Consider the following 25748-nt stretch of genomic DNA (forward strand, 5'->3'; position numbering starts at 1 on the left):
TCGATCCCCGGCACGACCGGGAATGAGCGCAGGGCCATGAGGCCGTCGACGATGTCCGAAGGGAGTCGTACGGTGACCTCATGGCCCTTCGCTCTGTCCTCGAATCCGCGCGGCATGCCCTGCGCGGCGCTCTCGTCCTCCCCGGCGACGAATCCTTCGACGCGGCGCGTCGTCCGTGGAACCTGGCGATCGAACAGCATCCGGCGGGCGTGGCCGCACCGGCCGATCTGCGCGATCTGCGCGCTCTTCTCGACGCCGCTGGCGACGCGGGCGTGACGCTCGCGGTCCAGCCCACCGGGCACGGCGCCGGCGGAGACCTGGCCGACGCCGTCATCGTCCGAATGGCGGCCTTCGACGAGCTGTCGATCGACCTCGGTTCGGGGGTGGTCCGCGTCGGCAGCGGAGTCCGCTGGGGCGCCGTCGTCGAGGCGCTCGAAGGAACGGGCTGGGTGGCTCCTGCCGGCACGAGCCCGGTCGTCGCCGTCGCGGGGTACACCCTGGGCGGCGGCCATTCCTGGTTCAGTCGCACAGCAGGACTCGGGTCGGACAACCTCAGGGCCGCGTGGGTGCTGCGGAGCGACGGGACCCATGATCGGGTCGACGACGAGAGCGACCCGGAGATGATGTGGGCGCTTCGCGGAGCGGGCGGCGTCGTCGGAATCGTGACGGCCCTCGAGATCGACCTGGTTCCCGCGCCGTCGCTGTGGGGAACCGAACTCACTTTCGACGCCGCAGACGCCGGGTCGGTGCTGCGGGCCGTCCGCGATCTGTCCGTAGAGGCCCCGGCATCGCTCAACGTGTTCGTGAATTCGATGCGTATGCCCGACGCTCCGCAGCTTCCCGAGGAGATCCGCGGACGCAGCTTCCTCAGCGTGCGGGCGCTGTCCACGGTCGGATCCGCCGATGAGCTGTTCGAGCGGGTGCGGCGAGCAGGCACGGTCCGTCGTGCGATGTCGGGGGCCACATCGCCGAAGACCGTCGCGGCGTCGAGCGGCGAACCCACCGAACCGACGCCGGGCAAAGGCGTGTCTGCTGCGCTCTCGTCGCTCGACGACGCGACGATCGACGATCTCTTGCGGTTCCGCGAGCTGCCGGATCAGTGGCCGATCATGGGCATCGACATCCGGATGCTCGGTGGCGCGCTGAACGATCCTCGACGCGCCGGATTCGCGACACTTCAGGGCGTCGGCTGGCTGCTCCACGCCCTGGTGCCCGTCTTCCCCGGGGTGCCGAGCGAACCGGGGGAGGCGAGCATGGCGGGCTTCCGTGAGGTGCTGGCGCACGCGATCGCCCCGTGCACGGTCCCGACGTTCCTGGGTCCGGGTGAGACCCTCGAGCGCTGCGGTGACCCGACGGCGATCGATCGTCTTCGCGCCATCAGGGCCGCCGCCGACCCCGACTCGCTGATCCACGAGGGGCGGCTCCCGCGCTGACACCGGGCTGAGACCGGGCTGCATCCAGCGGAAAGGATCCGCGTCGTTCGAACGATCGGGACGGGCGGGGGTGCCGCGCCGGCATCATTCGTCTCCGTCGACGCGTCTCGTCCAGCGGTACTCCGTCTCCGGGCGTCCACGTGCGCCGTAGCGAGCGCTGCGTGTGATGATGCCCGAATCGGTGAGATGCTCCAGGTACCTCCGTACGGACACGCGTGACATCCCGAGTCGCGCGGCGGCCTCGCTCGCCGAGACCGCGGCGCTGGAGGAGCGCAGCTCTGTCGTCACCTTCTGCAGCGTCGCGGTCGACAGCCCTTTGGGAATCGGGGTCGTCCCCGTCGTGCGCCCGAGAAGCGCATCGATCTCCGCCTGGGTCGCCTCTCCGGCCGTCGACCGTGCCTGCTCCCGATGGATGCGATACGCGGTGAGACGCTCGTGGAACACCGCGAAGGGGAACGGCTTGACGAGGTACTGGTAGACGCCGAGAGCTGCCATCTGCCGGACGGTGTCCGCATCGCGCACGCCGGTGATCGCGATCACATCGACGGCAGCGTGTCGGGCACGCAGCCCTCGGAGCACATCGATGCCGGAGCCGTCGGGCATCGTGATGTCGAGAAGGACCAGGTCGAACGGCTCGTCGTGCGGCTGATCGAGCACGGCGGTCAATGCGGCCCTGGCGCCGGTGCACTCGCCGCCCACGATGAAGCCGTCGATCCTCTCGAGGTACGAGCGGTGGAGCTCGAGTGTCAGAGCGTCGTCATCGACGATCAGCGTGCGGATCATGGGCTCCTGCGTCCTCTCGCTGGCGGGAGGGTGACGGTGAACGTGGTCGGATGAGCGGAGAGCTCCACAGTGCCGCCCACCCCGGCCACCACCGCGCGGACGAGAGCGAGCCCGACTCCGCGCCCGTGGTTGTTTGCAGGCTTGGTCGAGAAGCCCTGGGTGAAGACGCGCTCGCGCAGGTCGGAGGGTATGCCGTCACCGCCGTCGGAGACTTCGAGGACGATTCCGCCGTTCTTCGAGGGGCGCAGCGAGACCCCCACCCAGCGCTCGGCGCCGGTGGCGGCGGCATCCATCGCGTTGTCGATCAGGTTGCCGAGCACGGCGACGCTGTCGACGGGGGAGAGCGGGGAGGCGGGAGTGTCCGGGTCGATGCTCACCCGCCAGTCGATCCCGCGCTCCCTGGCCTGCGACGCCTTGCCGAGAAGCAGGGCACCGACGGCGGGGTCGCCGGCCTGTCGTGCGGTGACCTGATCGACGAGCGACTGACTCTGGCGCGAGGTCTCGGTCAGGATGTCGATCGCCTCCTCGCTACGGCCGAGCTCGAGAAGCGCGACCGCCGTGTGCATGCGATTGCCGTGCTCGTGCGTCTGAGCGCGTAGCGCGTCGCCCAGAGTGCGCAGGGATTCGTATGACGACACGGCGTCCCTCACCTGACCCGGCGGCAGGTCTCCTGCGATACCGCGCGTGAACCGGCGAGCGATCCACGCGCCGAGCGCACCGAGAGCGATGAGGCCGACGGTGATGCCGAGTGACAGGGGGAGACGACGGATCAGGGTGTCGGAGATGGTCTCGGTCGTCACGCCGGCCGAGACCCAGCCCACCGGTTCGCCATCGGAGGCGAGTACCGGAACGATGGTTCGCACCGAGGGCCCGAGAGTGCCGGTGAACACCTCGGTGAAGGTTCGAGGCGTGTCGGGGATGGTGCCGAGGTATCTCGCCCCGATCTGCTCGATGTCAGGGTGGGTCACGCGGGTGCCGTCAGGCGTCATGATCGTCACGAAGTCGAGATCCGCGTCCGAGATCACATCGAGCGCATAGGGCTCGAGGGTCTGCGTGGCCGTTGCGGCATCGCCGGCCTCGAGGGTGTCGATCACGAGCGGTGACACGGCGAGAGTCACTGCTGTCGCCGCCGTGACGCGCTCGGCCTCGGCATGCGTGGCGCGTTGCGCATCGATCACGAGGAAGACGGCGACCAGAGCTCCCACGACGAGCGCGGCGACCAGGAGCACGGCGAACACCCGTGAGGCGATGCTGCGGGCAGGTCTCATCGCGTCCTTCCGATCGACGGTGATCGCGGAGTCCGGCATATCGGTAATGACCAATACGACCACAAATGGCTTTGCCGAGTGATGTCCGCGACGGTGAGCTTACCGAAGGCGAGGGCGCCCGAGGGCATGAGACGAAGACGTTCATGATCAAGGAGGAAAACATGGCCATCACGACAGGGTTCTCGCTTCCCGGATTCCATTGGCGGCGCGGCAAGCAGGCATGGGACAGGCACACGTGGCTGTACGTGTCGGTGATCATCGCCGTCGTGCTCGGAGCCGCGGTCGGCCTCATCTGGCCCGAGGTCGGACAGAGCCTCGAACCGATCGGCAAGGGCTTCGTCTCTCTCATCAAGATGATGATCGCGCCGATCATCTTCTGCACGATCGTGGTGGGCGTCGGCTCGATCGCCAAGGCAGCGACCGTCGGCAAGATCGGCGGACTCGCGCTGCTCTACTTCATGGTCATGTCGACGTTCGCGCTGGCGATCGGCCTGGTGGTCGGCAACATCATCCACCCCGGTGCGGGCCTCGATATGGCGAACTCCAGCTATGACGCGACAGCGACCGAGGCGAAGACCACCACGGAGTTCATCCTGGGCATCATCCCGACGACGTTCTTCTCCGCCTTCACGGGCGAGAGCGTGCTGCAGGTTCTGTTCATCGCGCTGCTCGTCGGCTTCGCACTCCAGGGACTCGGCGAAAAGGGCGCCCCGATCATGGATGCGGTCAAGAACCTCCAGAAGCTGGTCTTCCGCATCCTGGGCATGATCTTGTGGCTTGCACCGCTCGGCGCGTTCGGAGCCATCGCCGCGGTCGTCGGCAAGACGGGCATCGCCGCGATCTGGAGCCTCGGCGTGCTGATGGTCGCGTTCTACATCACCTGCATCCTGTTCATCGTGGTCGTGCTCGGAACCCTGCTCTTCGCCGTCACCCGGGTCAACATCTTCAGCCTGGTGAAGTACCTCGCCCGCGAGTACCTGCTGATCGTCGGCACCTCGTCATCTGAGTCCGCCCTTCCCCGGTTGATCGCGAAGATGGAGCACATCGGGGTATCCAAGCCCGTCGTCGGCATCACGGTCCCCACCGGGTACTCGTTCAACCTCGACGGCACGGCGATCTACCTCACGATGGCGTCGCTCTTCATCGCGACCGGCATGGGGCAGCCGATGACGATCGGTGAGCAGATCGGCTTGCTCGTTTTCATGATCATCGCCAGCAAGGGTGCCGCCGGTGTCACCGGAGCCGGACTCGCCACACTCGCCGGCGGGCTGCAGGCTTACCGTCCCGACCTGGTCGACGGCGTCGGCGTGATCGTGGGCATCGACCGGTTCATGTCGGAGGGACGGGCCCTGACGAACTTCACCGGCAACGCGGTGGCGACGCTGCTCATCGGCACCTGGACGCGCCAGATCGATCGCGAACGCGTGCAGCAGGTGCTGAGCGGCGCGCTGCCGTTCGAGGAGTCCTCGCTCGACGGCGTGGACGATCACGGCATGGCGGACGAGCGCACGGCCGTGGACATCCAGGGCCTCAAGGAATCCGCGCTCGACGAGATGGCGGCGAAGGAGGAGCGGGCACGGGCGCGCGCGGCGCGAAGCTGAGCTGCCTGCTGAGAAGAGGGATGCGGGAGTCGACGGCAGTCGGCTCCCGCATCCTGTGGTCAACCGCTCTTGCGTCGGAACTCGCGCCGCGTCTGCGGGGCGGGCGAGCCATGGACGGCGGAGTCGCCATCCAGGTGGGCCTCGCCCTGCCGGTGGTGCGCGTTCTTCTTCTCGAGCGCTTCCTTGAACTTGCGCTTCATCTCCTCGCTGGAGGAGGCGCCTTCTTCGGTGCTCATGCTCGCCAGCCTAGGGCACGCATCTGAAGCATGGGTGGATCAGTTCCGTGCTCGGCGCGACACGACATCGATCGCGGCGCCGAGCCCGACGGCGACGATGACGGACACGAGGACGGCGACCAGAGGGCCTCCCGGAAGCAGCACGGCGACGATGGCGCCCACGGATGCCTGGTAGGCGGACCACCCGAACGCCGCGATCGTCACGAGCGGCAGATACCGAGCCGGCGGGATCCGCGAGGCCCCTGCCATGAGGTTGATCGCCAGTCGAGCGAAAGGGACGAAGCGCGCGGTGAAGAGCACGGTGGCGGTCCCGCCGTCCAGACGCAGCCGCGCCCAGGTGAGCGCTCGGCGCACTCGGGGCGTGCGCATCCAGCGCCACCTGTCGACGCCCACGCTGCGACCCACGAGATAGCAGGTGACGTCTCCGGCGACCGCGGCGATGCCCGCCCACAGGATCACACACCACAGGGGAGGATCGCCGGTCGTCGATGCGACGGCGCCGAGCGCGGTCACCGCGATCTCTCCCGGAACCACCACGAAGAACGAGTCGCCCAGCACGAGCAGGCTCATGACCACCAGAGCCCAGGGGCCGTCGAGCAGTTCAGTGGACACGTTCCCACCGTGGTCGTCGGAGGTGAACGGGAACCAACGCCGGGATAGCCGGTGAAGAGCCGTCCAGCATCCGGTGAACTTCTGGTGTTCCGACCCGATTCGCGCCTCGGGTGGGAGTCGAGGGCTGCATCCTGAGGACGTGAGAGTCGCGATCGTGACAGAGTCCTTCCTTCCGCACATGAACGGTGTCACCGGATCCGTCCTGCAGATCCTCAGTCACCTCGAACGTGCTGGCCATGATGCGCATGTGATCGCGCCCGATGGGACCGGCATCCCCGGGGAGGTGCACGGAGCCGCTGTGGAAGCGGTCCCCAGCCTCGCGCTGCCGGGGTACCGCAGTGTGCGCGTGGGAACCCCGCCTGCACGTCAGGTCGCGGCATCGCTGCGACGCTTTCGCCCCGATGTCGTCCACCTGGCTTCGCCCTTCGCCCTCGGGTGGCGAGGCGCGCTCGCCGCAGAGCACATCGGCGTCGCCGCCGTCGCCGCGTACCAGACCGATGTCGCGGCATACACGCAGAGGTATCGCATCCCTGTGGCGACCGGTGTCGCCGAATCGCACATCGCGCGGCTCCATCGGCGCGCGACCATCACGCTCGCGCCGTCGCCCGACTCGGCGCAGCAGCTCGCGGAGCTCGGTGTGGATCGCATCCGTCTGTGGGGGAGAGGCGTGGATGCCGAGCGGTTCCAGCCGGCCCGCCGGAGCGCGACACTGCGCGCGGAGTGGGCGAGCGAGGTCGTGATCGGCTACGTGGGCAGGCTCGCACCCGAGAAGCAGGTGGAAGACCTGGCAGTGCTGCAGACGATCCCCGGTGCGCGCCTCGTGATCGTGGGGGACGGACCGAGCAGGCCTCGACTCGAGTCCCTGATGCCCGGTGCGTGCTTCCTCGGGCACCTCGAAGGCGACGCGCTCGCAGCAGCCATGGCATCCTTCGACGTGTTCGTCCACCCGGGAGAGAGCGAGACCTTCGGACAGACCCTCCAGGAGGCCCACGCCAGCGGGGTGCCCGTCGTCGCCACCGGTCGCGGCGGTCCCCTCGGCCTCGTCCGGATGGGAATTGACGGATGGCTCTACCGTCCCGGCGATCTCGGCGACCTGCGGATGCGCGTGGTCGACCTCACCGGCGACGGCCGCAAACGCCGGGCGTTCGGCGCAGCAGGACGCGAGGCCGTGCAGGGTCGCAGCTGGGCGAACGTCTGTTCTCAGCTGATGGGGCATTACGAGGAGGCCCGAGAGCTCAGGATGATCGATGAGGGAGCGCGCGCTCGCCGCCTGACGCGGCCGGAGCCCATCGCCCCGGTGCAAGCGCGCACCTGGCGGCGTTACGTGGCGCTGGGGGACTCGCTCACGGAAGGCCTGTGCGATCCGGCACCGGATGGTGCGCTCCGTGGATGGGCCGACCGGCTCGCCCTGCTGCTCGCCGCACGCGGAGGTCTCCGGTATGCGAACCTCGCCGTCCGGTCGAAGCGTGTGCGTGATGTGTGCGGCACCCAGCTCGATCGAGCGCTCGAACTGCAGCCGGACCTCGTGTCCATCCTGATCGGCGCCAACGATCTGGTTAAGTCGACGGTCGACGTGCCCGCGCTCGCCGCGGAGCTCGAGGGCGCGGTCACCCGGCTCCGCGACATCGAGGCCGACGTGCTGCTCGTCACTCCGTTCCTGCCCCGTCGGAGAGCGGCCGGGATCTACACCAGGAGGTTCGCGGCATTCGCCACGGCACTGTCCGGCATCGCCGCGCGGACGGGCGCGATCCTGATCGACACCGACCTGTACCCGTCGCTTCCGGATCGCCCGAACTGGGGGGAGGACCTCGTCCACCTCAGCAGTCGTGGTCACAGATTCCTCGCGTATCGCGCGGGCGAGGTCCTCTCGGTGCCGCACGCCGACGCGCTGGGGGTGCTCGATGCCGCGCTGCATGAGAACGAGCAGATCGGCGCGGGACTGTGGTGGCGCCGCCATGCGCTGCCCTGGGTGTGGCGACGACTGCACGGTCGGGCGGCCGGCGATGGCCGGGTCGCGAAGCACGACGACTACGTCTATCTCGGACGATCGAGCGCTCCGCAGGACGTCAAGGTCCACTGAACGAACCCGCCGCGGACGGAAACGGAGGACATTCAAGGGCGCGCTGATAGGCTGGAGGAGGTCGACGTGTGTCGACCGCACAACTTCATATCGACTCATGGAGCGATCGGCGGAGAGCTGGTCCCCTGTGGTGGGTTCCTCGGCGCGACGTCGGGTGGCTTTCTACTGGTGGCCAGCGCAGGTGAGATTCGCGGGGATGCCCGCGCGCCCGTATCCGGCTGAATCCGCTCCTTCATGAATGCGCTCGCGCGTCACACGGACTCGCGAGTCTAAACAAAGAAGGAGAGACCTCTTGGAAGGTCCTGAAATCACCGCCACCGAGGCCGTTCTCGACAACGGCCGCTTCGGCACCCGCACCATCCGCTTCGAGACCGGCCGCCTCGCGCAGCAGGCTCAGGGCGCAGTCGCCGCGTACCTCGACGGCGAGACCATGCTCCTCTCGGCCACCAGCGCAGGCAAGCACCCGCGCGAGGGCTTCGACTTCTTCCCGCTGACGGTCGACGTCGAAGAGCGTTCGTACGCAGCAGGCAAGATCCCCGGCTCGTTCTTCCGTCGTGAGGGACGTCCCTCGACCGAGGCGATCCTCGTCTGCCGTCTGATCGACCGTCCGCTGCGTCCGTCGTTCGTCGACGGCCTGCGCAACGAGGTCCAGATCGTCATCACCGTCCTGTCGATCGCCCCGGGCGAGTTCTACGACGCCCTTGCGATCAACGCGGCTTCCGCGTCGACGCAGATCTCGGGTCTCCCGTTCTCGGGTCCCGTCGCCGGTGTGCGCCTCGCGTTCATCCCCGGCCACGGCGAGCACGCGGACCAGTGGGTCGCGTTCCCGACGGCTGAGCAGGTCAGCGAGGCCGTGTTCGACCTGATCGTCGCCGGTCGCGTCGTCACCAAGTCCGACGGCACCGAAGACGTCGCGATCATGATGGTCGAGGCTGAGGCCACCGAGGGCAGCTGGAACCTCATCAAGGCCGGCGCCACCAAGCCCGACGAGGCTGTCGTCGCGCAGGGCCTCGAGGCATCGAAGCCCTTCATCGCTCAGCTCGTCAAGGCTCAGGCCGAGCTCGCCGCCAGCGCGTCGAAGGAGCCGGGTGTGTACCCGGTCTTCCCGCCGTACTCCAGCGAGGTCTACGACTTCGTGGCCGAGCGCTCCTACGACGACCTGGTGAACGTCTACCAGATCGCCGACAAGCAGGAGCGTCAGGGCAAGGACGACGAGGTCAAGGACCGCGTCAGGGCGCAGCTCATCGAAGCGGTCGAAGCAGGCAACCTGCCCGCTGGAGCCCCGATCGAGTTCTCCGCAGCGTACAAGTCCGTCACGAAGAAGATCGTCCGCGGCCGCATCCTCACCGAGAGCGTGCGCATGGACGGCCGCGGCCTGGCCGACATCCGTCCGCTCGACGCCGAGGTCCAGGTCATCCCGCGCGTTCACGGCTCCGCGATCTTCCAGCGCGGCGAGACCCAGATCATGGGAATCACCACGCTGAACATGCTCAAGATGGAGCAGCAGATCGACTCGCTGTCGCCGACCACGAGCAAGCGCTACATGCACCACTACAACTTCCCGCCCTACTCGACCGGTGAGACCGGCCGGGTCGGTTCGCCGAAGCGTCGCGAGATCGGGCACGGCTTCCTCGCCGAGCGCGCGCTCGTGCCGGTGCTGCCCAGCCGCGAGGAGTTCCCCTACGCGATCCGTCAGGTCTCCGAGGCGCTGAGCTCCAACGGCTCGACGTCGATGGGTTCCGTCTGCGCGTCGACCCTGTCGCTGCTGAACGCGGGTGTGCCTCTGCGCGCAGCCGTCGCCGGCATCGCGATGGGACTCGTCTCCGATGAGGTCGACGGAGAGACGCGCTACGCGGCCCTCACCGACATCCTCGGCGCAGAGGACGCACTGGGCGACATGGACTTCAAGGTCGCCGGTACCAGCGAGTTCGTCACGGCCATCCAGCTCGACACGAAGCTCGACGGCATCCCGTCGTCGGTGCTCGCCGGCGCGCTGACCCAGGCTCGCGACGCCCGTCTGACCATCCTCAACGTGCTGAACGCCGCGATCGACGCTCCCGACGAGATGGCGCCGACCGCGCCGCGCGTCATCAGCGTGCAGATCCCGGTCGACAAGATCGGTGAGCTGATCGGCCCGAAGGGCAAGACGATCAACGCGATCCAGGACGAGACCGGCGCGCAGATCTCCATCGAGGAGGACGGCACCGTCTACATCGGCGCGACCGACGGCCCCTCGGCCGAGGCTGCCCGTGCCCAGGTCAACGCGATCGCGAACCCGACCAACCCGGAGGTGGGAGAGCAGTTCCTCGGAACCGTCGTGAAGATCGCGACGTTCGGTGCGTTCGTCTCGCTGCTGCCCGGCAAGGACGGCCTGCTGCACGTCACCGAGGTGCGCAAGCTCGCCGGTGGCAAGCGCGTCGAGAACGTCGATGACGTCCTGTCCGTCGGCCAGAAGATCCTCGTGAAGATCACGAAGATCGACGACCGCGGCAAGCTGTCGCTCGAGCCCGTGCTCGACGACGCCCCCGCAGCGGACGCAGCTGCTGCTGACGAGGCCGCTGCCGAGTAATCGCCAGCGCTTAGACACGAGGCCCGGGCTGTCCACACGGACGGTCCGGGCTTCGTCGTATCCGATGTGATCAAACCGTTATGGGAAGTTCTTGCGCCGTTCCCCGTATTGGTCGGGGAGTTCGCAGATCTCGCCTACTCTCGAAGTACGCACCGGGGGGTGCATTTCAGGCAGTGACGCAGGTCGGTACGCACCGATTGACGCGGGGGTGAGGATATGCGGTTGTTCAGTGTAGGCGCAGGAGCGCCGGCCGATCGCGCGCAGCAGGGCGCCGCAGAGCACCCGTCCGCACCCATCCCGATCGTCGGACCCGGAATAGGGGAGACCATCCGCGTCCCTCTCGGCGAGACCGGGCTCGAGACCTTTCCGCTCATGCTCGGTGCGGCGGAGTTCGGCTGGAACGTCGATCTCGAGACGAGCCATGGGATACTCGACCGCTACGTCGAATTCGGTGGCAACGCCATCCACACCGCCGACGGATTCTCCGGCGGCCGCAGCGAGCACATCATCGGCCAATGGCTGCAGTCCAGAGGGCGACGCGACCGCGCCCTGCTGAGCGTGCGGATCGGTGCTCACGCAGACAATCCCGGTCTCGGCTCGGTGAACCTCGTCCGCGCTGTCGAGGGGTCGCTCACGCGACTCGGCGTCGAGCGCATCGACGTGCTGTATCTCGACGCGACGCTCGACCGCACGACGAATCTCGAGGACACCCTCGCGACGGTCGAATGGATGGTCGACGCGGGCAAGATCGGCGCACTCGGCGCATTCGGCTTCGCACCCGAGCGGCTCGTGGAGGCGCGCATCCTCGCCTCGGCCGGGTACCCACGCATCGAGGTCATCGATTCGCCGTACAACCTCGTCCGCCGTCAGCCGTTCGAAGGGGACCTGCGTCTGGTGGCGGGTGCGCAGAGCCTCGCGGTCACGCCGTCGCACGCTCTCGAGCACGGTTTCCTCTCCGGTCGCCACCGCAGCAAGGCGCTGACCTCGCGGGGCGTACGCGGGGAGCAGCTGCGGGGGCATCTCAACAGGCGTGGCACGAAGATCCTGCGGGCTCTCGACCAGGTCGCGACCGAACTCGAGGTTCCCGTGGCCGCCGTGTCCATCGCGTGGCTGCTCGCGCAGCGGACCATCGCGGCGCCCATCGTCAACACCTTCGCGACCGAGCACGTCGACGAGCTGATGCAGGGCGCTGGCGTCACGCTGTCGCGCGCACAGGTCACCGAGCTCACTCGCGCCGGCAACTGAGCGTCGTAACGCCTCTGTCACAGACCTGGCATAGGGTGGAGTGAATCCCGGCGGACGCTGTCGATGAAGCGAGCGAGTTTGTGACGCATTACATATATCTGGTCAGACATGGTGAACATCAGGACGCCGAGCACGGTCTCGCCGACGGACCCCTGTCGCCGCGTGGCCAGCGTCAGGCCGAACTCATCGCAGATCGGCTCTCGGGACTCCCGCTCGACGCCGTCTGGCACTCTCCGCTCCTGCGCGCCAACGAGACGGCCCGTGCGATCGCCGAGCGGCTCCCGTCGGTCGATCCAGAGCCGACCGCACTGCTGTTCGACTGCGTGCCCACGGGGATGACCGACGAGACCCCGGCCGCCTACGAACCGTTCTTCGGCTCGGTGACCGAGGCGGAGCTCGATGCCGGCCGTGCTCAGATGTTCGACGCGGTCAACGAGTTCCTGGTGCGCAAACCGGGTGACGTGCACGAGGTGCTCATCACCCACAACTTCGTGATCTCGTGGTTCGTGCGGGAGGTCCTCGGTGCCCCCGAGTGGCGATGGATGACCTTGAACCAGGCGCACTGCGGCCTCACGGTGATCGCCCAGAAACAGGGCCGGCCCTGGACGCTCCTTACTCACAACGACACCGGGCACCTCCCGGTCGAGCTGCGCACCGGCATCCCCGATGCGATGCCCGTCTGATTCCCGGTTGATTCCCTGAGTTCCGGCCCGCCGCGCCGGGCGGATCGACGTCGCGAAATAGACTGAACGCATGACCACCCAGGTAGCACTCGTCGGCGGAACCGGGAAGCTCGGATCGATCATCGGTTCGGTGATCGACGAGCTCGAGGGCTTCGAGGTGACGCGCGTGCTGACGTCTCGTAGCGACCTCGCCGAGCTCGACGGTGCGGACCTGGTGATCGACGCCACCACGCCTCAGGTCAGTGTCGACGTCGTGCGCGCTGCGGTCGAGCGTGAGATCAACATTCTCGTCGCCACGTCGGGATGGTCCACCGAGCGGATCGCACTCGTGCGTCCTCTGGTGGAGAACGCCGGAACCGGGGCTGTCTTCATCCCGAACTTCTCGCTGGGATCGGTGCTCGGTTCGGCTCTGGCCGCAGCAGCCGCGCCGTTCTTCGGATCGGCGGAGATCGTCGAGGCGCACCATGAGGCGAAGGTGGATTCGCCGAGCGGCACTGCGGTGCGCACGGCCGAGCTCATCGCCGCCGCACGCGCCGAACAGGGTCCGGTCAGCGCACCGCACGCCGACCAGCGAGCGCGCGGACAGCAGGTCGGCAGCGTGCCGATCCACTCGCTCCGGCGTCCCGGCGTCATCGCCAAGCAGGAGGTCGTCCTGTCCGGCCCCGGTGAGTCCCTCACGTTCACGCATGACACGGTCGACCCCGCACTCGCCTACGCCCCGGGCATCCGTCTCGCGGTGCCGTTCGCGGCCCAGGCGATCGGCGTCTTCGTCGGGCTCGAGAGCATGATCGACATCGGCATCCGCTCGTGATGTCGCGGATCGGCGTCGGCCTGATGGCCGCCGCACTGCTGGTCTACCTCGCCGTCGCCATCTGGTTGGCCGTGATGTTCTTCGCTGTCGGCACACCGGTGTCCATCGGCATGGGCATCGCGCTGATCGTTCTCGCCCCGATCGGGGCATGGGCGCTCGTCCGAGAGATGCAGTTCGGGTTCGCTGCCGACCGGCTCGGGCGTGAGCTCGATGCCGAGGGCGGTATGCCCGCGGCGGAGTCCGAGCTGACGCCGAGTGGCCGAATCGCTCGTGCCGACGCAGACCCGCTCATCGCGAGATACGCGGGGGAGGCGGATGCGGAGCCGACGGACTGGCGCGCGCGCTACCGACTCGGCGTCGTCCAGGATGCCGCTGGCCGCCGCAAGGACGCTCGCGCCAGCATCCGCGAGGCGATTCGCATCGCTCGCGGATGACCGACGTCAGGCGAGCGTGGCCTCGAGCGTGATCTCGATGCCGGCGAGCGCCTGCGATACGGGGCAGCCGACCTTCGCCTCGGCAGCGATCGACTGGAACTCCTCAGGGCTGAGCCCGGGGACGACCGCGTTCACGTTGAGGTGGCTTCCGCTGATTCCGACACCGGGCTTGAAGGTGACGGACGCGCTCGTGTTGACGCGCTCCGGCGGAGTGCCGTTCTCGGACAGCGCGTGAGACAGCGCCATGCTGAAACACGACGCGTGGGCTGCGGCGATCAGCTCTTCAGGCGTGGTGGTGGTGTCGCTGCCCTCGCTGCGGGCCTTCCAGTTGATCGGGAAGGTCCCGAGCTTCGACGAGGAGAACGCGACTGTGCCCGAGCCCTCGGTGAGGGATCCGGTCCAGGTGGTGGTGGCTTCGCTGGTGACGGGCATGATTCCTCCGTTGTATCGCGCGCTGCTCGATGCGGGTCGCGTGTGCGGCCAGCCTATCGAGCGTGGGCGTGCGGCGGAACAGCGCTCAGGCGGTCGACGCCGCGCGACCGAGGATGCCTGCTCGCTGCAGCAGCAGATAGATCTGGCATCCGAGGCAGAAGGAGAACGCCGCATTGAGGAAGGCGGCGATGAAAGCGGCGGCGGTCGCGATGGGCAGCGCCCACGGGACCCCGGCGAGGTGCAGCACGAGACCGATCGTGACGACGACGAGACCGACACCCTGGGCGAACCGCGGTGGACGCGGATCCTCGAGCTCGGTCGGAGCGGCCAGTCTCGGACGGATGACCCTGCGGAACACGACGCCCCACGGTGCAGTCGCGGGTGACAGGACGCCCCACAGGAACAGCAGGGCGATCACGATCGTGAGGAGGAACCCCGGGTCCAGCGCGCGCTGTGCAAGGGTCGCCGACGTCACGGCCCACGTGGCCGAGCCGATGTCGGCCGAGTCGAGCGGCTGATAGGCGAACCAGCCGAAGGTCCGTGCAGTCGAGATGCCGACCAGCGCCAGATATGTCGCGACGAGCAGCAGCACTGTCGTGATCGTCGCTGCGAATCGCGGGCCGCGGGGATCGATGCCGGCCGGTGTCGTCATGTGCTTTCCGTCCTCGTCATACGGTTGCCAGCGCGTCGTTCAGCGCGTGTCGATGGGGTACGCCATGGAAGCGTGCGCGGACGGCTCCTGATCCGTCGACGATGAAGGTCGTCGGTGTCTGCATGACCTTGTATCGAGCCGACAGATCCGGTCGATGCGTCAGGTCGACCTCCACGTGGTCCAGGCCCTCCGATTCTGCGACGTAGCTGCTGAGCATGCGTCGTACCTGGGGGCAGCGGGTGCACATCTCGGTGCTGAACTGCACGACTGTCGCTCTCGCGCCCAGGCGCGACACGCCCGCGTCGTTCGGATCGAAGCGCAGATGGCCGCCTCCGCGACGCCGTCCGTCGAGAAGTCTCAGCACGACACCGATCGTGCCGGCGAGCACGAGCAGCGCTGCGGCGAGGAGAAGGGCGACGGCGGGTGACATGCGTCGAGAATACGGGCGATCCGGCACCGCCCGGGCCGATATGTCGCATCGTGACGATCCGACTCGACAGCCCCCAGGGCGGGTAGTCTGGCACACATGAGCGCAGCCGTCCCGACGCCGTACGAAGACCTTCTCCGAGACGTGCTGGAGTCCGGCACTCACAAGTCCGATCGAACAGGAACCGGCACCACCAGCGTCTTCGGGCGGCAGATCCGCTTCGATCTCTCCGAGGGCTTCCCGCTCATCACCACGAAGCGGGTGCACTTCAAGTCGATCGCCTACGAGCTCCTCTGGTTCCTCAGGGGCGACTCGAATGTGAAGTGGCTGCAGGAGCATGGCGTCACCATCTGGGACGAATGGGCGGATGCCGACGGCGATCTGGGTCCGGTCTACGGAGTGCAGTGGCGCAGCTGGCCGACGCCGGAGGGTGAGAGCATCGATCAGCTCGCTCAGGTGATCGAGCAGATCCGGCAGACGCCCGACTCCCGGCGACTCATCGTGTCTGCCTGGAACCCGGCGGACATCCCCGACATGGCGCTTGCTCCCTGTCACGCCCTGTTCCAGTTCTACGTGGCGGACGGCAAGCTCTCCTGCCAGCTCTATCAGCGCAGCGCCGACCTGTTCCTCGGCGTCCCGTTCAACATCGCGTCCTACGCCCTGCTGACGTTGATGGTCGCCCAGCAGGTGGGACTCGAGCCGGGTGACTTCGTCTGGACCGGGGGTGACTGCCACATCTACGACAATCACCTCGACCAGGTGAACGAACAGCTCACGCGCGAACCGTATCCATACCCGACGCTGAGGTTCGCCCGGAAGCCCGAGTCGATCCTCGACTACGACTACGAGGACTTCGTCGTCGAGGATTACCAGCACCACGCTCCGATCAGGGCGGCGGTCGCGGTATGACCTGGGTCGGGCTGATCTGGGCAGAGGCGCACGGCGGCGTCATCGGAGCAGAGGGCGGCATGCCCTGGAACGTCCCCGAGGATCTCGCTCACTTCAAGGAAGTCACCCTCGGCGCTCCCGTGATCATGGGTCGCAAGACGTGGGACTCGCTCCCTGAGCGCTTCCGCCCGCTTCCAGGGCGAGAGAACATCGTCATCACCCGCCAGCAGGACTGGTCCGCGGACGGCGCCCGTCGTGCCGCGACCGTCACGGACGCGGTGCGGGGCCACGAGAAGGTATGGATCATCGGCGGCGCCGAGATCTTCCGCCTGGTGATCGCCGACGCCGACCGCCTCGAAGTCACCGAGCTCGACATCGAGGTCTCCGGCGACGCGTATGCGCCGTCCAAAGCCGGGTGGCGGCTCGTGAACGAGGGGGAGTGGCAGACGTCGCGCTCCGGCATCCGGTTCCGCTTCCTGGGATACGAGCGCTGATGCCCACCGCGCTGATCACCGGAGCGAGCGCCGGCCTCGGCGCAGAGTTCGCGCGCCAGTTGGCCCGGCGCCGAGCCGATCTGATCCTCGTCGCACGTTCCGCCGGCGATCTCGAGGTCGTGGCGGCCGAGTTGCGCAGCGAGCACGGTGTCGCGGTCGAGGTGCTTCCCGCCGACCTGTCGATCGATGAGGATGTCGAGCGCGTCGCCGACCGTCTCCGTGATGCCTCCGATCCGGTCGACCTTCTCATCAACAACGCAGGCTTCGGCCTCCCGCTGCAGTTCGCCGACAACGACATCGACGACGAGGTGCGCCATCTGCGCGTTCACGTCGAGGCGTCGATGCGGCTCATGCACGCGGCGCTTCAGACGATGCGCGGCCGCGGGGGCCGGATCATCAACGTCGCGTCCGTCGCAGGGTTCATCTCGCGCTCCACGTATTCCGCGTGCAAGAGCTGGTTGATCGGATTCAGCCGCTGGGCGAATGTCGAGTACGCACCCGACGAAGTGACGGTCACCGCCGTCTGCCCGGGTTTCACGCACACGACCTTCCACGAGCGGATGGGACTCGAACCGGGGCACGAGGGCGTTCCCGGCTTCATGTGGCTCGACGCGCGGAATGTGGTCCTCGAGGCGCTCCGTGACGCAGCGCGCGGACGGGCCGTCTCGATCCCCTCGCTGCGTTACAAGGCGATCGTCGCTGTCGCGTCCCTGCTTCCGAGCGCGCTGACCTCCGGCGTCGCACGTCGCGGCCGCGTCTGATCTGAACGTCGACCGCGTCCCGCTGCGCGCGCGCCGTGCGCGAATGTGGGCGCTACGAGATCAGCGGAATCTGCCCAGACGAATACCGGCGTATCCGATCGCCGCCACGGTCTCTCCATCGGTGATGCGGCCCTCGGAGATCATGCCGAGGACGTCGGAGAACGGTACCCAGGTGACGGCGTCGATGCCCTCCTCCGCCTGCGTGCGAGTGGAGTCGTCGGACGGAGTCAGACTCCGAGCGAGGAACACGTGCTCGGGGGCGTGGGCGATCCCGTTCAGGGCGTTCATCGTTCCGAGTTCCGTCCAGTCCTCGGCGACGAAGCCCGTCTCCTCGAGCAGCTCGCGCTGCGCTGCCGCGAGCGGTTCTTCGCCGTCGCTTCCTCCGGCAGGAATCTCGATCGAGACTCCGGTCGTGTAGCGCTCGAGAGTGATGAGGCAGACGCGGTCCTCGTCATCGAGTGCGACGACGAAGACTGCCGGATGCCGCATGGTCACCACGCCGTAGATGCCATCGCCCCCGGGCCCCGTGACCTGGTCCTCCCGAACCTCGATCCACCGGTTCTCGTACACCGTCGACGATTCGCGTGTGACCCATGCCATGGAGTCGAGCCTATGTGGATCCCAATCAAGATGATGGTCGCGATCGTCCGGGGAGATGTCATCCGCCGTCCCTCGTCTGGGTGAGCGGCATTCGAACCGATACGCTGGGGGCATGACGCACTCGGGCAACCCCTTCGGACAGGTTCTCGTCGCGCTCGTCACTCCGATGACGGCCGACGGCGAAGTCGATTGGCCCGCCGTCGAGAAGCACATCGATGACGTCATCACCGCCGGTGCTGACGGAATCGTCGTGACGGGAACGACCGGCGAGACCTCGACCCTGACGGACCCTGAGAAGCTCAAGCTCGTCGAGGTCGGAAAGTCGGTCTCGGCCGGACGCGCCAAGATCATCACCGGCGGTGGATCCAACGAGACCGCGCACGCGATCGAGCTCTACAAGGCGAGCGAGAAGGCCGGCGCAGACGCCATCATGATCGTCACGCCGTACTACAACAAGCCGACCCAGGCCGGGATCCTCACGCATTTCCGCCTGGTGGCCGACGCCACCGACCTGCCGGTGATCCTCTACGACATCCCCGGTCGCACCGGCGTGCCGATCAAGTACGAGACCATCCTGCGCCTCGCCAAGCACCCGAACATCCTCGCCGTGAAGGACGCCAAGGGCGACTTCTCCGAGGTGAGCCGCGTCCTGAACCAGACCGACCTCATGTACTTCTCGGGAGACGACGCGAATGTTCTGCCGCATCTCGCCATCGGCGCGACCGGCCTGATCGGCGTGACCGCCAACGTCGCGGCGGCTCCGTACCGCACCATCATCGACGCCGTCAACCGAGGCGATCTGACGACGGCCACGGCAGAGCACAAGAGGCTCGAGCCGCTCGTGCGCGCGGTCATGACGCATGTCCCGGGAACCGTCGCCGCGAAGTACATCCTGCACGGCCTGGGCCGGATCTCCAGCCCCCGCGTGCGTCTGCCCCTGGTGGGTCCCGAAGAGTGGGAGGCCGCGCTCATCGAGGACGAGCTCGATCTCGTGAGGGACGTTCCGGGAGCAGACTTCTCCAACTTCCGCCCCGACCGCAACGCGGCCGCGGGCGGCGCCCTGCCGAAGGTGCACGGCACGACCCGCTGAGAACGCACGCGCCGAGGCGCGTCACCATGAACGAACGGACGCGTGGAGTGTCCGACTGAGGAGACAGCATGTCCATCCCGCTCGCAGAACCCGCAGCTCTCGACGAGGGGACGCTGCGGGTCACTCCGCTCGGCGGACTCGGTGAGATCGGTCGCAACATGACCATCTTCGAGTTCGACGGCAAGATCCTGATCGTCGACTGCGGAGTGCTCTTCCCGGAGGAGCACCAGCCCGGAGTCGACCTGATACTGCCGGACTTCGAGCCGATCAAGAGCCGCCTCGACGACATCGTCGGAGTCGTCCTCACCCACGGGCACGAGGACCACATCGGTGCCGTTCCCTACCTGCTGCGCCTGAAGAGCGACATCCCCGTGATCGGATCGGGCCTCACGCTCGCGCTGGTCGAGGCGAAGCTCAAGGAGCACCGCATCAAGGCCTACACCCTCACGGTGAAGGAGGGCCAGCGGGAGCAGGTCGGACCGTTCGACCTCGAGTTCGTCGCGGTCAACCACTCGATCCCGGACGCACTCGCCGTGGCGATCCGCACTCCCGCGGGCCTCGTGCTGGCGACCGGCGACTTCAAGATGGACCAGCTTCCGCTCGACGGACGCATCACCGACCTCCGCGCGTTCGCCCGCCTCGGCGAGGAAGGGGTCGACCTGTTCCTCGTCGACTCGACGAACGCCGACGTGCCCGGGTTCACTCCCACGGAGCGCTCGATCGGCCCCGTGCTCGATCAGGTGATCGGCAAGGCGCCTCGCCGGGTCATCGTCGCGAGCTTCTCGAGTCACGTGCACCGCGTGCAGCAGGTTCTCGACGCCGCGCATGCGCACGGCCGACGGGTCGCGCTGCTCGGACGCAGCATGCTGCGCAACATGACGATCGCCGAGGATCTCGGATACCTGAAGGTGCCGAGCGGTCTTCTCATCGACTACAAGAAGGCCCGCGACCTTCCGGACGACAAGATCGTCTACATGTCCACCGGCTCGCAGGGCGAGCCCATGGCCGTTCTGAGTCGCATGGCCAACCTCGACCATGCGATCGAGCCCGGACCGGGTGACACCGTCATCCTGGCCTCGAGCCTCATCCCCGGCAACGAGAATGCCGTGTACCGCGTGATCGACGGTCTGACCAAGCTCGGCGCGAACGTGGTGCACAAGGCGAACGCCAAGGTGCACGTCTCGGGCCATGCTGCAGCGGGTGAGCTCATCTACTGCTACAACATCCTGCGACCCAAGAACGTGCTGCCGGTGCACGGCGAGTACCGCCATCTGATCGCCAACGCCAAGCTGGCGCAGGACACGGGCATCGAGGCCGAGCGCACGATCATCGCCTCGAACGGCACGGTCATCGACCTGAAGGGCGGCGACGCCCGAGTGGTCGGCCAGCTCGATCTCGGTTTCGTGTACGTCGACGGCTCGACCGTCGGCGCGATCACGGACGCAGACCTCAAGGATCGTCGGATCCTGGCTGAAGAGGGCTTCGTCTCCGTGATCGTCGTGGTCGATGCCGCCACCGGTCGCATCATCTCCGGTCCGGAGATCCACGCGCGCGGCATCGCCGAAGACGATTCCGTCTTCGATGACGTCACCCCGAAGATCATCGCCGCCCTCAAGGAGGCCTCCGGCAACGGCGTGCGCGACACGCATGCGCTCTCGCAGGTCATCCGTCGGACCATCGGGCGCTGGGTCAACCAGAAGCTCCGTCGTCGTCCGATGATCGTCCCGCTGGTCATCGAAGCGTGATCGGAGCCCGGTGGTTCGCGGGTTCCCAGTCGACCGACACTCGGCTGTAACGCGAACGGCCTAGGCTCACTCCATGCCGGACGTCTTCTCGATTCGACCCGCCGACCAGGCGGACGGGAGCTTCCTCGGCGACATGGTCGTCGAGGCGGCGAACTGGCGCTCCGGCGGGGCACGGGCTCGGCATGAGATTCTCAGCGCCGTCGAGCACCGGCGCTACATCGCGGGGTGGATGCGGCCGGCGGATGCCGGTTTCATCGCGCTCGACTCCGATCTGCGACCCATCGGTGCGGCGTGGTATCGGATGCTCGCGCCGGACGACGCAGGCTTCGGTTTCGTCGGAACCGCGGTGCCCGAGCTCATCATCGGAGTGCAGCCGATCTGGCGGGCGCACGGAGTCGGACGGACCCTGCTTCGACGCCTCGTGACCCACGCGCGCGAGCAGGGGCACCCTCGGATCAGCCTCAGCGTCGAACGGGACAACTTCGCGCACGCCCTGTATAGGTCGGAGGGTTTCGTGGTCACCGACGCGGGGGATCTCCGTGACACGATGGTGCATCGCACGTCCTGATCTCCCTTCGCGGGCCCGGGAACCGGCCGGAATGCCGCGTCATTACGGGTGAATGTCGGCCTCTGGCCGTAACGTGAGAGCATGGCCAGGAGTACCACGAAGTCCGCGCGCGCGTCCGAGAGCGCCACGCCTCGCCCGAAGCGGCAGGCTGCGCCGAAGGCCCAGGCTGCGCCGAAGAAGTACATCGACGAGATCGACAAGCCTCCGGTGGCGGTACGAGCGTGGAACGGGCTCGCCCACGGCGTCGGTGGCCTGTTCCGGGCATTCGGCCCGGAGACGCTCGAAAAGGATGACCGGCGCGACGGATTCCCCTTCCTGCTGGTGCTTCTGGCGATCGCCGGAGCGGTCAACGAATGGTTCTTCATCGGCAACGAGGTCGCGTCGAACATCAGCGCCTACTCGGTGGGGCTTCTGGTCGGGCGCGTGGCTTTCGTCATGCCCGTGCTGCTGCTGCTGCTGGCAGGGTGGCTGTTCCGCCATCCCTCGTCCGTCCACGACAACGGGCGCATCGGCATCGGCTTCGGACTCTTCGTGCTCACCCTGGCAGGCTTCTGCCACATCGCAGCGGGTCGAGTCGACTCCGCCGGACTGCTCGTTCGTGCGCAGCCCCGGGACGGCATGCCTGCGCTCAGCGAAGCGGGCGGTCTCTTCGGCTGGATGATCGGTGAGCCGCTCTCGTATCTCACTCCGGTGGGTGCCTATATCGTCCTGGCCCTGCTGGCGGGACTCAGCATCCTGATCCTGACCAAGACTCCGCCGAACCGTATCGGGCAGCGCCTGGGCGACCTCTACGCGTGGATGTTCGACGCTGAGCGCACCGAGAAGCCTGCGAAGGAAGCCGCGGCGATCGACGAGTCCGACAAGGTCGACGACCCCGACGTCCTTCCCTGGTGGCGGCGGAACAAGACCGGCCGTGAGGAAGACCCCGACGAGGGGACGCTGGGCTCCGACGACATCACCGCGCTGCTGACGACCTCCGAGCCGACTCCGGCTTACGATCAGGCCGTCGTCGTGGAAGATCCGTATGACGCGGCGACGGAGGTGCTGACGGACGTGCGGTCCGTGACGGAATCCCTGGCAGGGCAGCAGACCACCGCACTGCTAGACGACGAGTCCGACACCGGAGAGATGCCGGAGCTTCCGGGTCTCGACGGCTTCGGCACGGCCGGGCCGGGGGAGCGAGGCCCCCAGGCCCCCGTCGCCCCGTACGTGCTGCCGTCGCCAGGTCTTCTGGTCGAAGGGCCTCCACCGGTCGCGCGCTCCGAGGCGACCGACAAGGTGATCGAGCAGATCACGAGCGTGCTGACACAGTTCAAGGTCGACGCGAAGGTCACTGGTTTCTCGCGTGGCCCCACGGTCACCCAGTACGAGGTCGAGGTGGGGCACGGCGTCAAGGTCGAGAAGATCCTCCAGCTGAGCAACAACTTCGCGTATGCGGTCGCATCGAACGATGTGCGGATCCTCTCGCCGATACCCGGAAAGAGCGCGATCGGAATCGAGATCCCGAACGCCGACAAGGAGATGGTCGCGCTCGGCGATGTGCTCAGGTCTCCGGCAGCGCACAAGAGCACCCACCCGATGACGATCGGCGTCGGAAAGGACGTCGGTGGGAACATCGTCATCGCCAACCTCGCGAAGATGCCTCACCTGCTTGTCGCCGGTTCCACCGGCTCCGGAAAGTCGAGCTTCGTCAACTCGATGATCACGAGTCTGCTCATGCGCGCCCGACCCACGGATGTGCGGATGGTCCTGATCGACCCCAAGCGCGTGGAGCTGACGAGCTACGCCGGGGTGCCGCACCTGATCACACCCATCATCACGAACCCCAAGAAGGCGGCGGAAGCGCTGCAGTGGGTCGTGAAGGAGATGGACATGCGGTACGACGACCTCGCGTCGTTCGGGTTCCGTCACATCGACGACTTCAACCGTGCCGTCCGCGCCGGCGAGGTGGAGCTTCCCGTGGGAAGCGAACGCGTGCTCAAGCCCTACCCGTACCTCCTCGTCGTCGTCGACGAATTGGCGGACCTGATGATGGTCGCCCCGCGCGACGTCGAGGACTCGATCGTCCGCATCACCCAGCTCGCACGCGCGTCCGGTATCCACCTCGTGCTCGCGACGCAGCGACCCAGCGTCGATGTCGTGACCGGTCTGATCAAGGCGAATGTCCCCTCGCGCCTCGCGTTCGCCGTCACGAGCGTCACAGACAGTCGCGTGATCCTCGACAGCCCCGGCGCCGACAAGCTGATCGGACAGGGCGATGCGCTGTTCTCGCCCATGGGGTCGTCCAAGCCGTTCCGACTGCAGGGTGCGTGGGTCGATGAGAAGGAGATCGACGCGGTCGTCAAGCACGTGACGCGTCAGGCCCGTCCGGACTACCGCGCCGACGTCCAGGAAGCGCTGGAGCCCACGAAGAAGAAGGAGGTCGACGAGGACATCGGCGACGATCTCGAGCTTCTTCTCGCCGCGGCCGAACTCATCGTGTCGTCGCAGTTCGGGTCGACGTCGATGCTGCAGCGCAAGCTCCGCGTCGGGTTCGCGAAGGCCGGTCGCCTGATGGACCTCCTCGAGTCGCGAGAGATCGTCGGCCCGTCAGAAGGATCGAAGGCGCGCGATGTGCTGGCGACGGCCGATCAGCTGCCCCAGGTCATGGCGAAGCTGCGAGGCGACGACACTCCGCCGAAGCCGCCTGCCCCCTCCTCGGCCGCGACTGCTGCCGGGACGCCGCACGACCCGGTCGAGGCGCAGTTCCAGGGACTCCCTGTGGTCGAGGCTGAAGACGATGGCGACGAAGACGCCTGGGGACTGACGGGACGCGACTGATGGCCATTCCACGGCAGCTTCCCAACGCGATCACGGTCGCGCGCATACCGCTCGCGGTGATCTTCTTCGTCCTCCTGCTGATCGGTGGCACGTTCGGACTCGACGACATCGCTGTCCGCTGGATCGCCGCCGTTCTCTTCATCGTCGCGATCTCGACCGATTGGGTCGATGGCTATCTGGCCCGCCGCTACGAGATCGTCAGCGACTTCGGAAAGCTCTGGGACCCGATCGCCGACAAGCTGCTCACCGGCGCCGGTTTCATCGGTCTCGCGATACTCGGCGAGCTGAACTGGTGGCTGGTGATCATCATCCTCATTCGGGAGTGGGGCATCACGATCCACCGTCTCATGGTGGCGAAGGAGCACGTCGTGGCTGCGGCCTGGATGGGCAAGATCAAGACGGCAGTGCAGGCGGTGGCCTTGTCCTGGGCGCTGCTTCCGTTGCACGTCGTGATCGGGCTGGAGCCGTGGCTGCTCGTGACCGCGATCCTGATGGTGCTCGTGCTGATCCTGACCGTGGCGAGCGGAATCGACTACATCGTCGCGCAGGTACGAGGCGCGCGGCAGCCCTCGTGACATCTGCGTCGGCCGTGCTCGCCGCGCTGGTCGAGCGTGGCTGGACGCTCGGTGTCGCGGAGTCGTTGACGGGCGGTGCTCTCGCTGCCGAGTTCGTCTCCGTGCCGGGGGCGTCGGCCTCCCTCCGCGGAGCGATCGTCGCGTACGCCACTCCGGTGAAGCACACGCTGCTGGGCGTGGACGACGCGCTGCTCGACGCGCACGGTCCCGTCCACCCCGACGTCGCTCTTCAGATGGCGGCGGGGGTGCGCGGTGCGTTGAACGTCGACGGGGCCCCTGCCGACGTCGGCGTCTCGACCACGGGTATCGCGGGGCCGGACTCACCTGACGGTCAGCCGGTCGGCACGGTGCATGTGGCCGTGGTGACGCCGGATTTTTCGGTCACCGAGTTGTTTCGATTCGCCGGTGATCGTGCCGAGGTGCGGGCGCAGGCGGTCGACGCGGCGATCGATATGCTCGCTCGGGTTCTGCGGGAATAGGGGATGGGTGCGCTCCGTTATGTCCTATGTGCTCACACCGAAAGCACAGCGTGCGAAGGTAGATTTTGTGAAGGTCGGTAGGACTAGACTGGCGGTCTCTTCGAGGGAGACCTCGAGAAGACGATCTGGGAGGAGGTTCCGATGATTCTTGTACGACAGGAAATCGGCGATGTGCTGAGGGACTTCCGCCTGCAGAAGGGGCGGACGCTCCGGCAGGTTGCAAGCAAGGCTTCTGTGGCGCTGGGCTATCTCAGCGAGGTCGAGCGGGGCCAGAAGGAAGCATCGAGTGAGATTCTCGCCTCGGTGGCTGACGCTCTGGATGTTCCCATCTCGATCATCATGCGAGAGGTCGGCGACCGGATCTCGGTCCTCGAAGGCATTCAGGTCTTCCCTGATGTCGTTCCGGACGACCTCGTGGCTTCTGTCGAGCCCGAGCTGTCGCTCCACTGAACGTCGGACTCT

General features: G+C 67.3%; 26 protein-coding genes. 18 read left to right on the forward strand and 8 right to left on the reverse strand.

The genetic code is table 11. The features are described 5' to 3' along the window. Positions 1 to 80: 80 nt before the first annotated feature. A complete protein-coding gene (locus tag SOM10_RS01430; RefSeq protein ID WP_320488054.1) occupies positions 81 to 1433 on the forward strand; it encodes an FAD-binding oxidoreductase in 1353 nt (450 codons plus the stop codon). Between the two features lie 84 nt (positions 1434 to 1517). Here the strand turns inward: SOM10_RS01430 and SOM10_RS01435 are convergent, their stop codons facing one another. Together SOM10_RS01435 and SOM10_RS01440 are read right to left on the reverse strand one after the other, a co-directional pair. Next, complete coding sequence (locus tag SOM10_RS01435; RefSeq protein ID WP_320488055.1) at positions 1518 to 2216, reverse strand: response regulator; 699 nt, start codon at positions 2214 to 2216, stop codon at positions 1518 to 1520. After that, complete coding sequence (locus tag SOM10_RS01440; protein WP_320488056.1) at positions 2213 to 3484, reverse strand: sensor histidine kinase; 1272 nt, start codon at positions 3482 to 3484, stop codon at positions 2213 to 2215. Before SOM10_RS01440 ends, SOM10_RS01435 begins: the two co-directional genes overlap by 4 nt. A gap of 161 nt (positions 3485 to 3645) precedes the next feature. Between SOM10_RS01440 and SOM10_RS01445 the strand changes: the two genes are divergently transcribed. Next, a complete protein-coding gene (locus SOM10_RS01445; protein WP_072591145.1) occupies positions 3646 to 5085 on the forward strand; it encodes a cation:dicarboxylate symporter family transporter in 1440 nt (479 codons plus the stop codon). Between the two features lie 59 nt (positions 5086 to 5144). Here SOM10_RS01445 and SOM10_RS01450 read toward each other — a convergent pair whose 3' ends face one another. Both SOM10_RS01450 and SOM10_RS01455 read right to left on the reverse strand, forming a co-directional pair. After that, positions 5145 to 5321: a DUF5302 domain-containing protein gene (locus tag SOM10_RS01450; protein WP_320488057.1), complete on the reverse strand. Its 177-nt coding sequence runs from the start codon at positions 5319 to 5321 to the stop codon at positions 5145 to 5147. A 39-nt stretch (positions 5322 to 5360) separates the two neighbouring features. Next, positions 5361 to 5933, reverse strand: a complete 573-nt coding sequence (locus SOM10_RS01455) for a DedA family protein (RefSeq protein ID WP_320488058.1) — start codon at positions 5931 to 5933, stop codon at positions 5361 to 5363. Between the two features lie 154 nt (positions 5934 to 6087). Here SOM10_RS01455 and SOM10_RS01460 point away from each other — a divergent pair, with 154 nt between their 5' ends. From SOM10_RS01460 to SOM10_RS01485, 6 genes are all read left to right on the forward strand, one after another. Then, a complete protein-coding gene (locus SOM10_RS01460) occupies positions 6088 to 8013 on the forward strand; it encodes a GDSL-type esterase/lipase family protein (RefSeq protein WP_320488059.1) in 1926 nt (641 codons plus the stop codon). 292 nt (positions 8014 to 8305) lie between these two features. Then, complete coding sequence (locus tag SOM10_RS01465) at positions 8306 to 10582, forward strand: polyribonucleotide nucleotidyltransferase (RefSeq protein ID WP_320488060.1); 2277 nt, start codon at positions 8306 to 8308, stop codon at positions 10580 to 10582. Between the two features lie 216 nt (positions 10583 to 10798). Beyond that, on the forward strand, positions 10799 to 11827 hold the full coding sequence (locus SOM10_RS01470; protein WP_053095818.1) for an aldo/keto reductase: 1029 nt from the start codon (positions 10799 to 10801) through the stop codon (positions 11825 to 11827). A gap of 80 nt (positions 11828 to 11907) precedes the next feature. Then, on the forward strand, positions 11908 to 12510 hold the full coding sequence (locus SOM10_RS01475; protein WP_053095819.1) for a histidine phosphatase family protein: 603 nt from the start codon (positions 11908 to 11910) through the stop codon (positions 12508 to 12510). A gap of 70 nt (positions 12511 to 12580) precedes the next feature. Next, entirely contained in the window at positions 12581 to 13321 is a 741-nt protein-coding gene (gene dapB, locus SOM10_RS01480; RefSeq protein ID WP_320488061.1) for a 4-hydroxy-tetrahydrodipicolinate reductase, read from the forward strand. Further along, positions 13321 to 13755 (forward strand): hypothetical protein, encoded by a 435-nt coding sequence (locus SOM10_RS01485; RefSeq protein WP_083569321.1) that lies wholly within the window; start codon positions 13321 to 13323, stop codon positions 13753 to 13755. Before dapB ends, SOM10_RS01485 begins: the two co-directional genes overlap by 1 nt. A gap of 6 nt (positions 13756 to 13761) precedes the next feature. On the opposite strand, the gene SOM10_RS01490 is transcribed toward SOM10_RS01485, so the two are convergent. The 3 genes from SOM10_RS01490 to SOM10_RS01500 form a co-directional block, all read right to left on the reverse strand. Then, complete coding sequence (locus SOM10_RS01490) at positions 13762 to 14187, reverse strand: OsmC family peroxiredoxin (RefSeq protein WP_056278497.1); 426 nt, start codon at positions 14185 to 14187, stop codon at positions 13762 to 13764. A gap of 85 nt (positions 14188 to 14272) precedes the next feature. Further along, the gene (locus SOM10_RS01495; protein ID WP_320488062.1) at positions 14273 to 14839 is read right to left on the reverse strand and encodes a DUF4395 domain-containing protein; all 567 of its coding nucleotides are present in this window, start codon (positions 14837 to 14839) and stop codon (positions 14273 to 14275) included. A 16-nt stretch (positions 14840 to 14855) separates the two neighbouring features. Beyond that, complete coding sequence (locus tag SOM10_RS01500) at positions 14856 to 15269, reverse strand: thioredoxin family protein (RefSeq protein WP_053095824.1); 414 nt, start codon at positions 15267 to 15269, stop codon at positions 14856 to 14858. A 96-nt stretch (positions 15270 to 15365) separates the two neighbouring features. Between SOM10_RS01500 and SOM10_RS01505 the strand changes: the two genes are divergently transcribed. From SOM10_RS01505 to SOM10_RS01515, 3 genes are read left to right on the forward strand one after another with little or no spacing between them, the layout of a single operon-like run. Beyond that, positions 15366 to 16175 carry a thymidylate synthase gene (locus SOM10_RS01505; RefSeq protein WP_320488063.1) on the forward strand — a complete coding sequence of 270 codons (810 nt, stop codon included), beginning with the start codon at positions 15366 to 15368 and terminating at the stop codon, positions 16173 to 16175. Next, positions 16172 to 16648 (forward strand): dihydrofolate reductase, encoded by a 477-nt coding sequence (locus SOM10_RS01510; RefSeq protein ID WP_053095826.1) that lies wholly within the window; start codon positions 16172 to 16174, stop codon positions 16646 to 16648. The genes SOM10_RS01505 and SOM10_RS01510 overlap by 4 nt, the downstream gene beginning before the upstream one ends. Continuing rightward, complete coding sequence (locus SOM10_RS01515) at positions 16648 to 17409, forward strand: SDR family oxidoreductase (RefSeq protein WP_320488064.1); 762 nt, start codon at positions 16648 to 16650, stop codon at positions 17407 to 17409. The genes SOM10_RS01510 and SOM10_RS01515 overlap by 1 nt, the downstream gene beginning before the upstream one ends. Before the next feature lie 60 nt (positions 17410 to 17469). Here SOM10_RS01515 and SOM10_RS01520 read toward each other — a convergent pair whose 3' ends face one another. Continuing rightward, positions 17470 to 18009 (reverse strand): NUDIX hydrolase, encoded by a 540-nt coding sequence (locus SOM10_RS01520; RefSeq protein WP_320488066.1) that lies wholly within the window; start codon positions 18007 to 18009, stop codon positions 17470 to 17472. A 112-nt stretch (positions 18010 to 18121) separates the two neighbouring features. On the opposite strand from SOM10_RS01520, the gene dapA reads away from it, so the two are divergent. The 7 genes from dapA to SOM10_RS01555 all read left to right on the forward strand — a co-directional run bounded on the left by dapA (position 18122) and on the right by SOM10_RS01555 (position 25736). Next, on the forward strand, positions 18122 to 19099 hold the full coding sequence (dapA, locus tag SOM10_RS01525; protein WP_053095829.1) for a 4-hydroxy-tetrahydrodipicolinate synthase: 978 nt from the start codon (positions 18122 to 18124) through the stop codon (positions 19097 to 19099). 68 nt (positions 19100 to 19167) lie between these two features. Further along, the gene (locus SOM10_RS01530) at positions 19168 to 20844 is read left to right on the forward strand and encodes a ribonuclease J (protein ID WP_053095830.1); all 1677 of its coding nucleotides are present in this window, start codon (positions 19168 to 19170) and stop codon (positions 20842 to 20844) included. Between the two features lie 73 nt (positions 20845 to 20917). Continuing rightward, entirely contained in the window at positions 20918 to 21412 is a 495-nt protein-coding gene (locus tag SOM10_RS01535; RefSeq protein ID WP_056278507.1) for a GNAT family N-acetyltransferase, read from the forward strand. 81 nt (positions 21413 to 21493) lie between these two features. Next, positions 21494 to 24232, forward strand: coding sequence for an FtsK/SpoIIIE family DNA translocase (locus SOM10_RS01540; RefSeq protein ID WP_320488067.1), 2739 nt, complete (start codon positions 21494 to 21496; stop codon positions 24230 to 24232). Next, complete coding sequence (pgsA, locus tag SOM10_RS01545; RefSeq protein WP_053095833.1) at positions 24232 to 24807, forward strand: CDP-diacylglycerol--glycerol-3-phosphate 3-phosphatidyltransferase; 576 nt, start codon at positions 24232 to 24234, stop codon at positions 24805 to 24807. The genes SOM10_RS01540 and pgsA overlap by 1 nt, the downstream gene beginning before the upstream one ends. Further along, the gene (locus SOM10_RS01550; RefSeq protein WP_320488068.1) at positions 24804 to 25286 is read left to right on the forward strand and encodes a CinA family protein; all 483 of its coding nucleotides are present in this window, start codon (positions 24804 to 24806) and stop codon (positions 25284 to 25286) included. The genes pgsA and SOM10_RS01550 overlap by 4 nt, the downstream gene beginning before the upstream one ends. 141 nt (positions 25287 to 25427) lie before the next feature. Continuing rightward, positions 25428 to 25736, forward strand: coding sequence for a helix-turn-helix domain-containing protein (locus tag SOM10_RS01555; RefSeq protein WP_042541772.1), 309 nt, complete (start codon positions 25428 to 25430; stop codon positions 25734 to 25736). Positions 25737 to 25748 lie beyond the last annotated feature (12 nt).

Origin of the sequence: Microbacterium sp. CFBP9023 (genome assembly GCF_034045055.1) — a bacterium.
Lineage (GTDB): Bacteria > Actinomycetota > Actinomycetes > Actinomycetales > Microbacteriaceae > Microbacterium.

Coding starts and splice junctions, on each gene's coding strand:
- SOM10_RS01440 (WP_320488056.1), bottom strand. CDS start 3,484: ATGAGACCTGCCCGCAGCATCGCCTCACGGGTGTTCGCCGTGCTCCTG.
- SOM10_RS01500 (WP_053095824.1), bottom strand. CDS start 15,269: ATGTCACCCGCCGTCGCCCTTCTCCTCGCCGCAGCGCTGCTCGTGCTC.
- SOM10_RS01435 (WP_320488055.1), bottom strand. CDS start 2,216: ATGATCCGCACGCTGATCGTCGATGACGACGCTCTGACACTCGAGCTC.
- SOM10_RS01495 (WP_320488062.1), bottom strand. CDS start 14,839: ATGACGACACCGGCCGGCATCGATCCCCGCGGCCCGCGATTCGCAGCG.
- SOM10_RS01445 (WP_072591145.1), top strand. CDS start 3,646: ATGGCCATCACGACAGGGTTCTCGCTTCCCGGATTCCATTGGCGGCGC.
- SOM10_RS01530 (WP_053095830.1), top strand. CDS start 19,168: ATGTCCATCCCGCTCGCAGAACCCGCAGCTCTCGACGAGGGGACGCTG.
- SOM10_RS01490 (WP_056278497.1), bottom strand. CDS start 14,187: ATGCCCGTCACCAGCGAAGCCACCACCACCTGGACCGGATCCCTCACC.
- SOM10_RS01520 (WP_320488066.1), bottom strand. CDS start 18,009: ATGGCATGGGTCACACGCGAATCGTCGACGGTGTACGAGAACCGGTGG.
- SOM10_RS01470 (WP_053095818.1), top strand. CDS start 10,799: ATGCGGTTGTTCAGTGTAGGCGCAGGAGCGCCGGCCGATCGCGCGCAG.
- SOM10_RS01515 (WP_320488064.1), top strand. CDS start 16,648: ATGCCCACCGCGCTGATCACCGGAGCGAGCGCCGGCCTCGGCGCAGAG.
- dapA (WP_053095829.1), top strand. CDS start 18,122: ATGACGCACTCGGGCAACCCCTTCGGACAGGTTCTCGTCGCGCTCGTC.
- SOM10_RS01510 (WP_053095826.1), top strand. CDS start 16,172: ATGACCTGGGTCGGGCTGATCTGGGCAGAGGCGCACGGCGGCGTCATC.
- SOM10_RS01505 (WP_320488063.1), top strand. CDS start 15,366: ATGAGCGCAGCCGTCCCGACGCCGTACGAAGACCTTCTCCGAGACGTG.
- SOM10_RS01555 (WP_042541772.1), top strand. CDS start 25,428: ATGATTCTTGTACGACAGGAAATCGGCGATGTGCTGAGGGACTTCCGC.
- SOM10_RS01430 (WP_320488054.1), top strand. CDS start 81: ATGGCCCTTCGCTCTGTCCTCGAATCCGCGCGGCATGCCCTGCGCGGC.
- SOM10_RS01535 (WP_056278507.1), top strand. CDS start 20,918: ATGCCGGACGTCTTCTCGATTCGACCCGCCGACCAGGCGGACGGGAGC.
- pgsA (WP_053095833.1), top strand. CDS start 24,232: ATGGCCATTCCACGGCAGCTTCCCAACGCGATCACGGTCGCGCGCATA.
- SOM10_RS01540 (WP_320488067.1), top strand. CDS start 21,494: ATGGCCAGGAGTACCACGAAGTCCGCGCGCGCGTCCGAGAGCGCCACG.
- dapB (WP_320488061.1), top strand. CDS start 12,581: ATGACCACCCAGGTAGCACTCGTCGGCGGAACCGGGAAGCTCGGATCG.
- SOM10_RS01485 (WP_083569321.1), top strand. CDS start 13,321: ATGTCGCGGATCGGCGTCGGCCTGATGGCCGCCGCACTGCTGGTCTAC.
- SOM10_RS01450 (WP_320488057.1), bottom strand. CDS start 5,321: ATGAGCACCGAAGAAGGCGCCTCCTCCAGCGAGGAGATGAAGCGCAAG.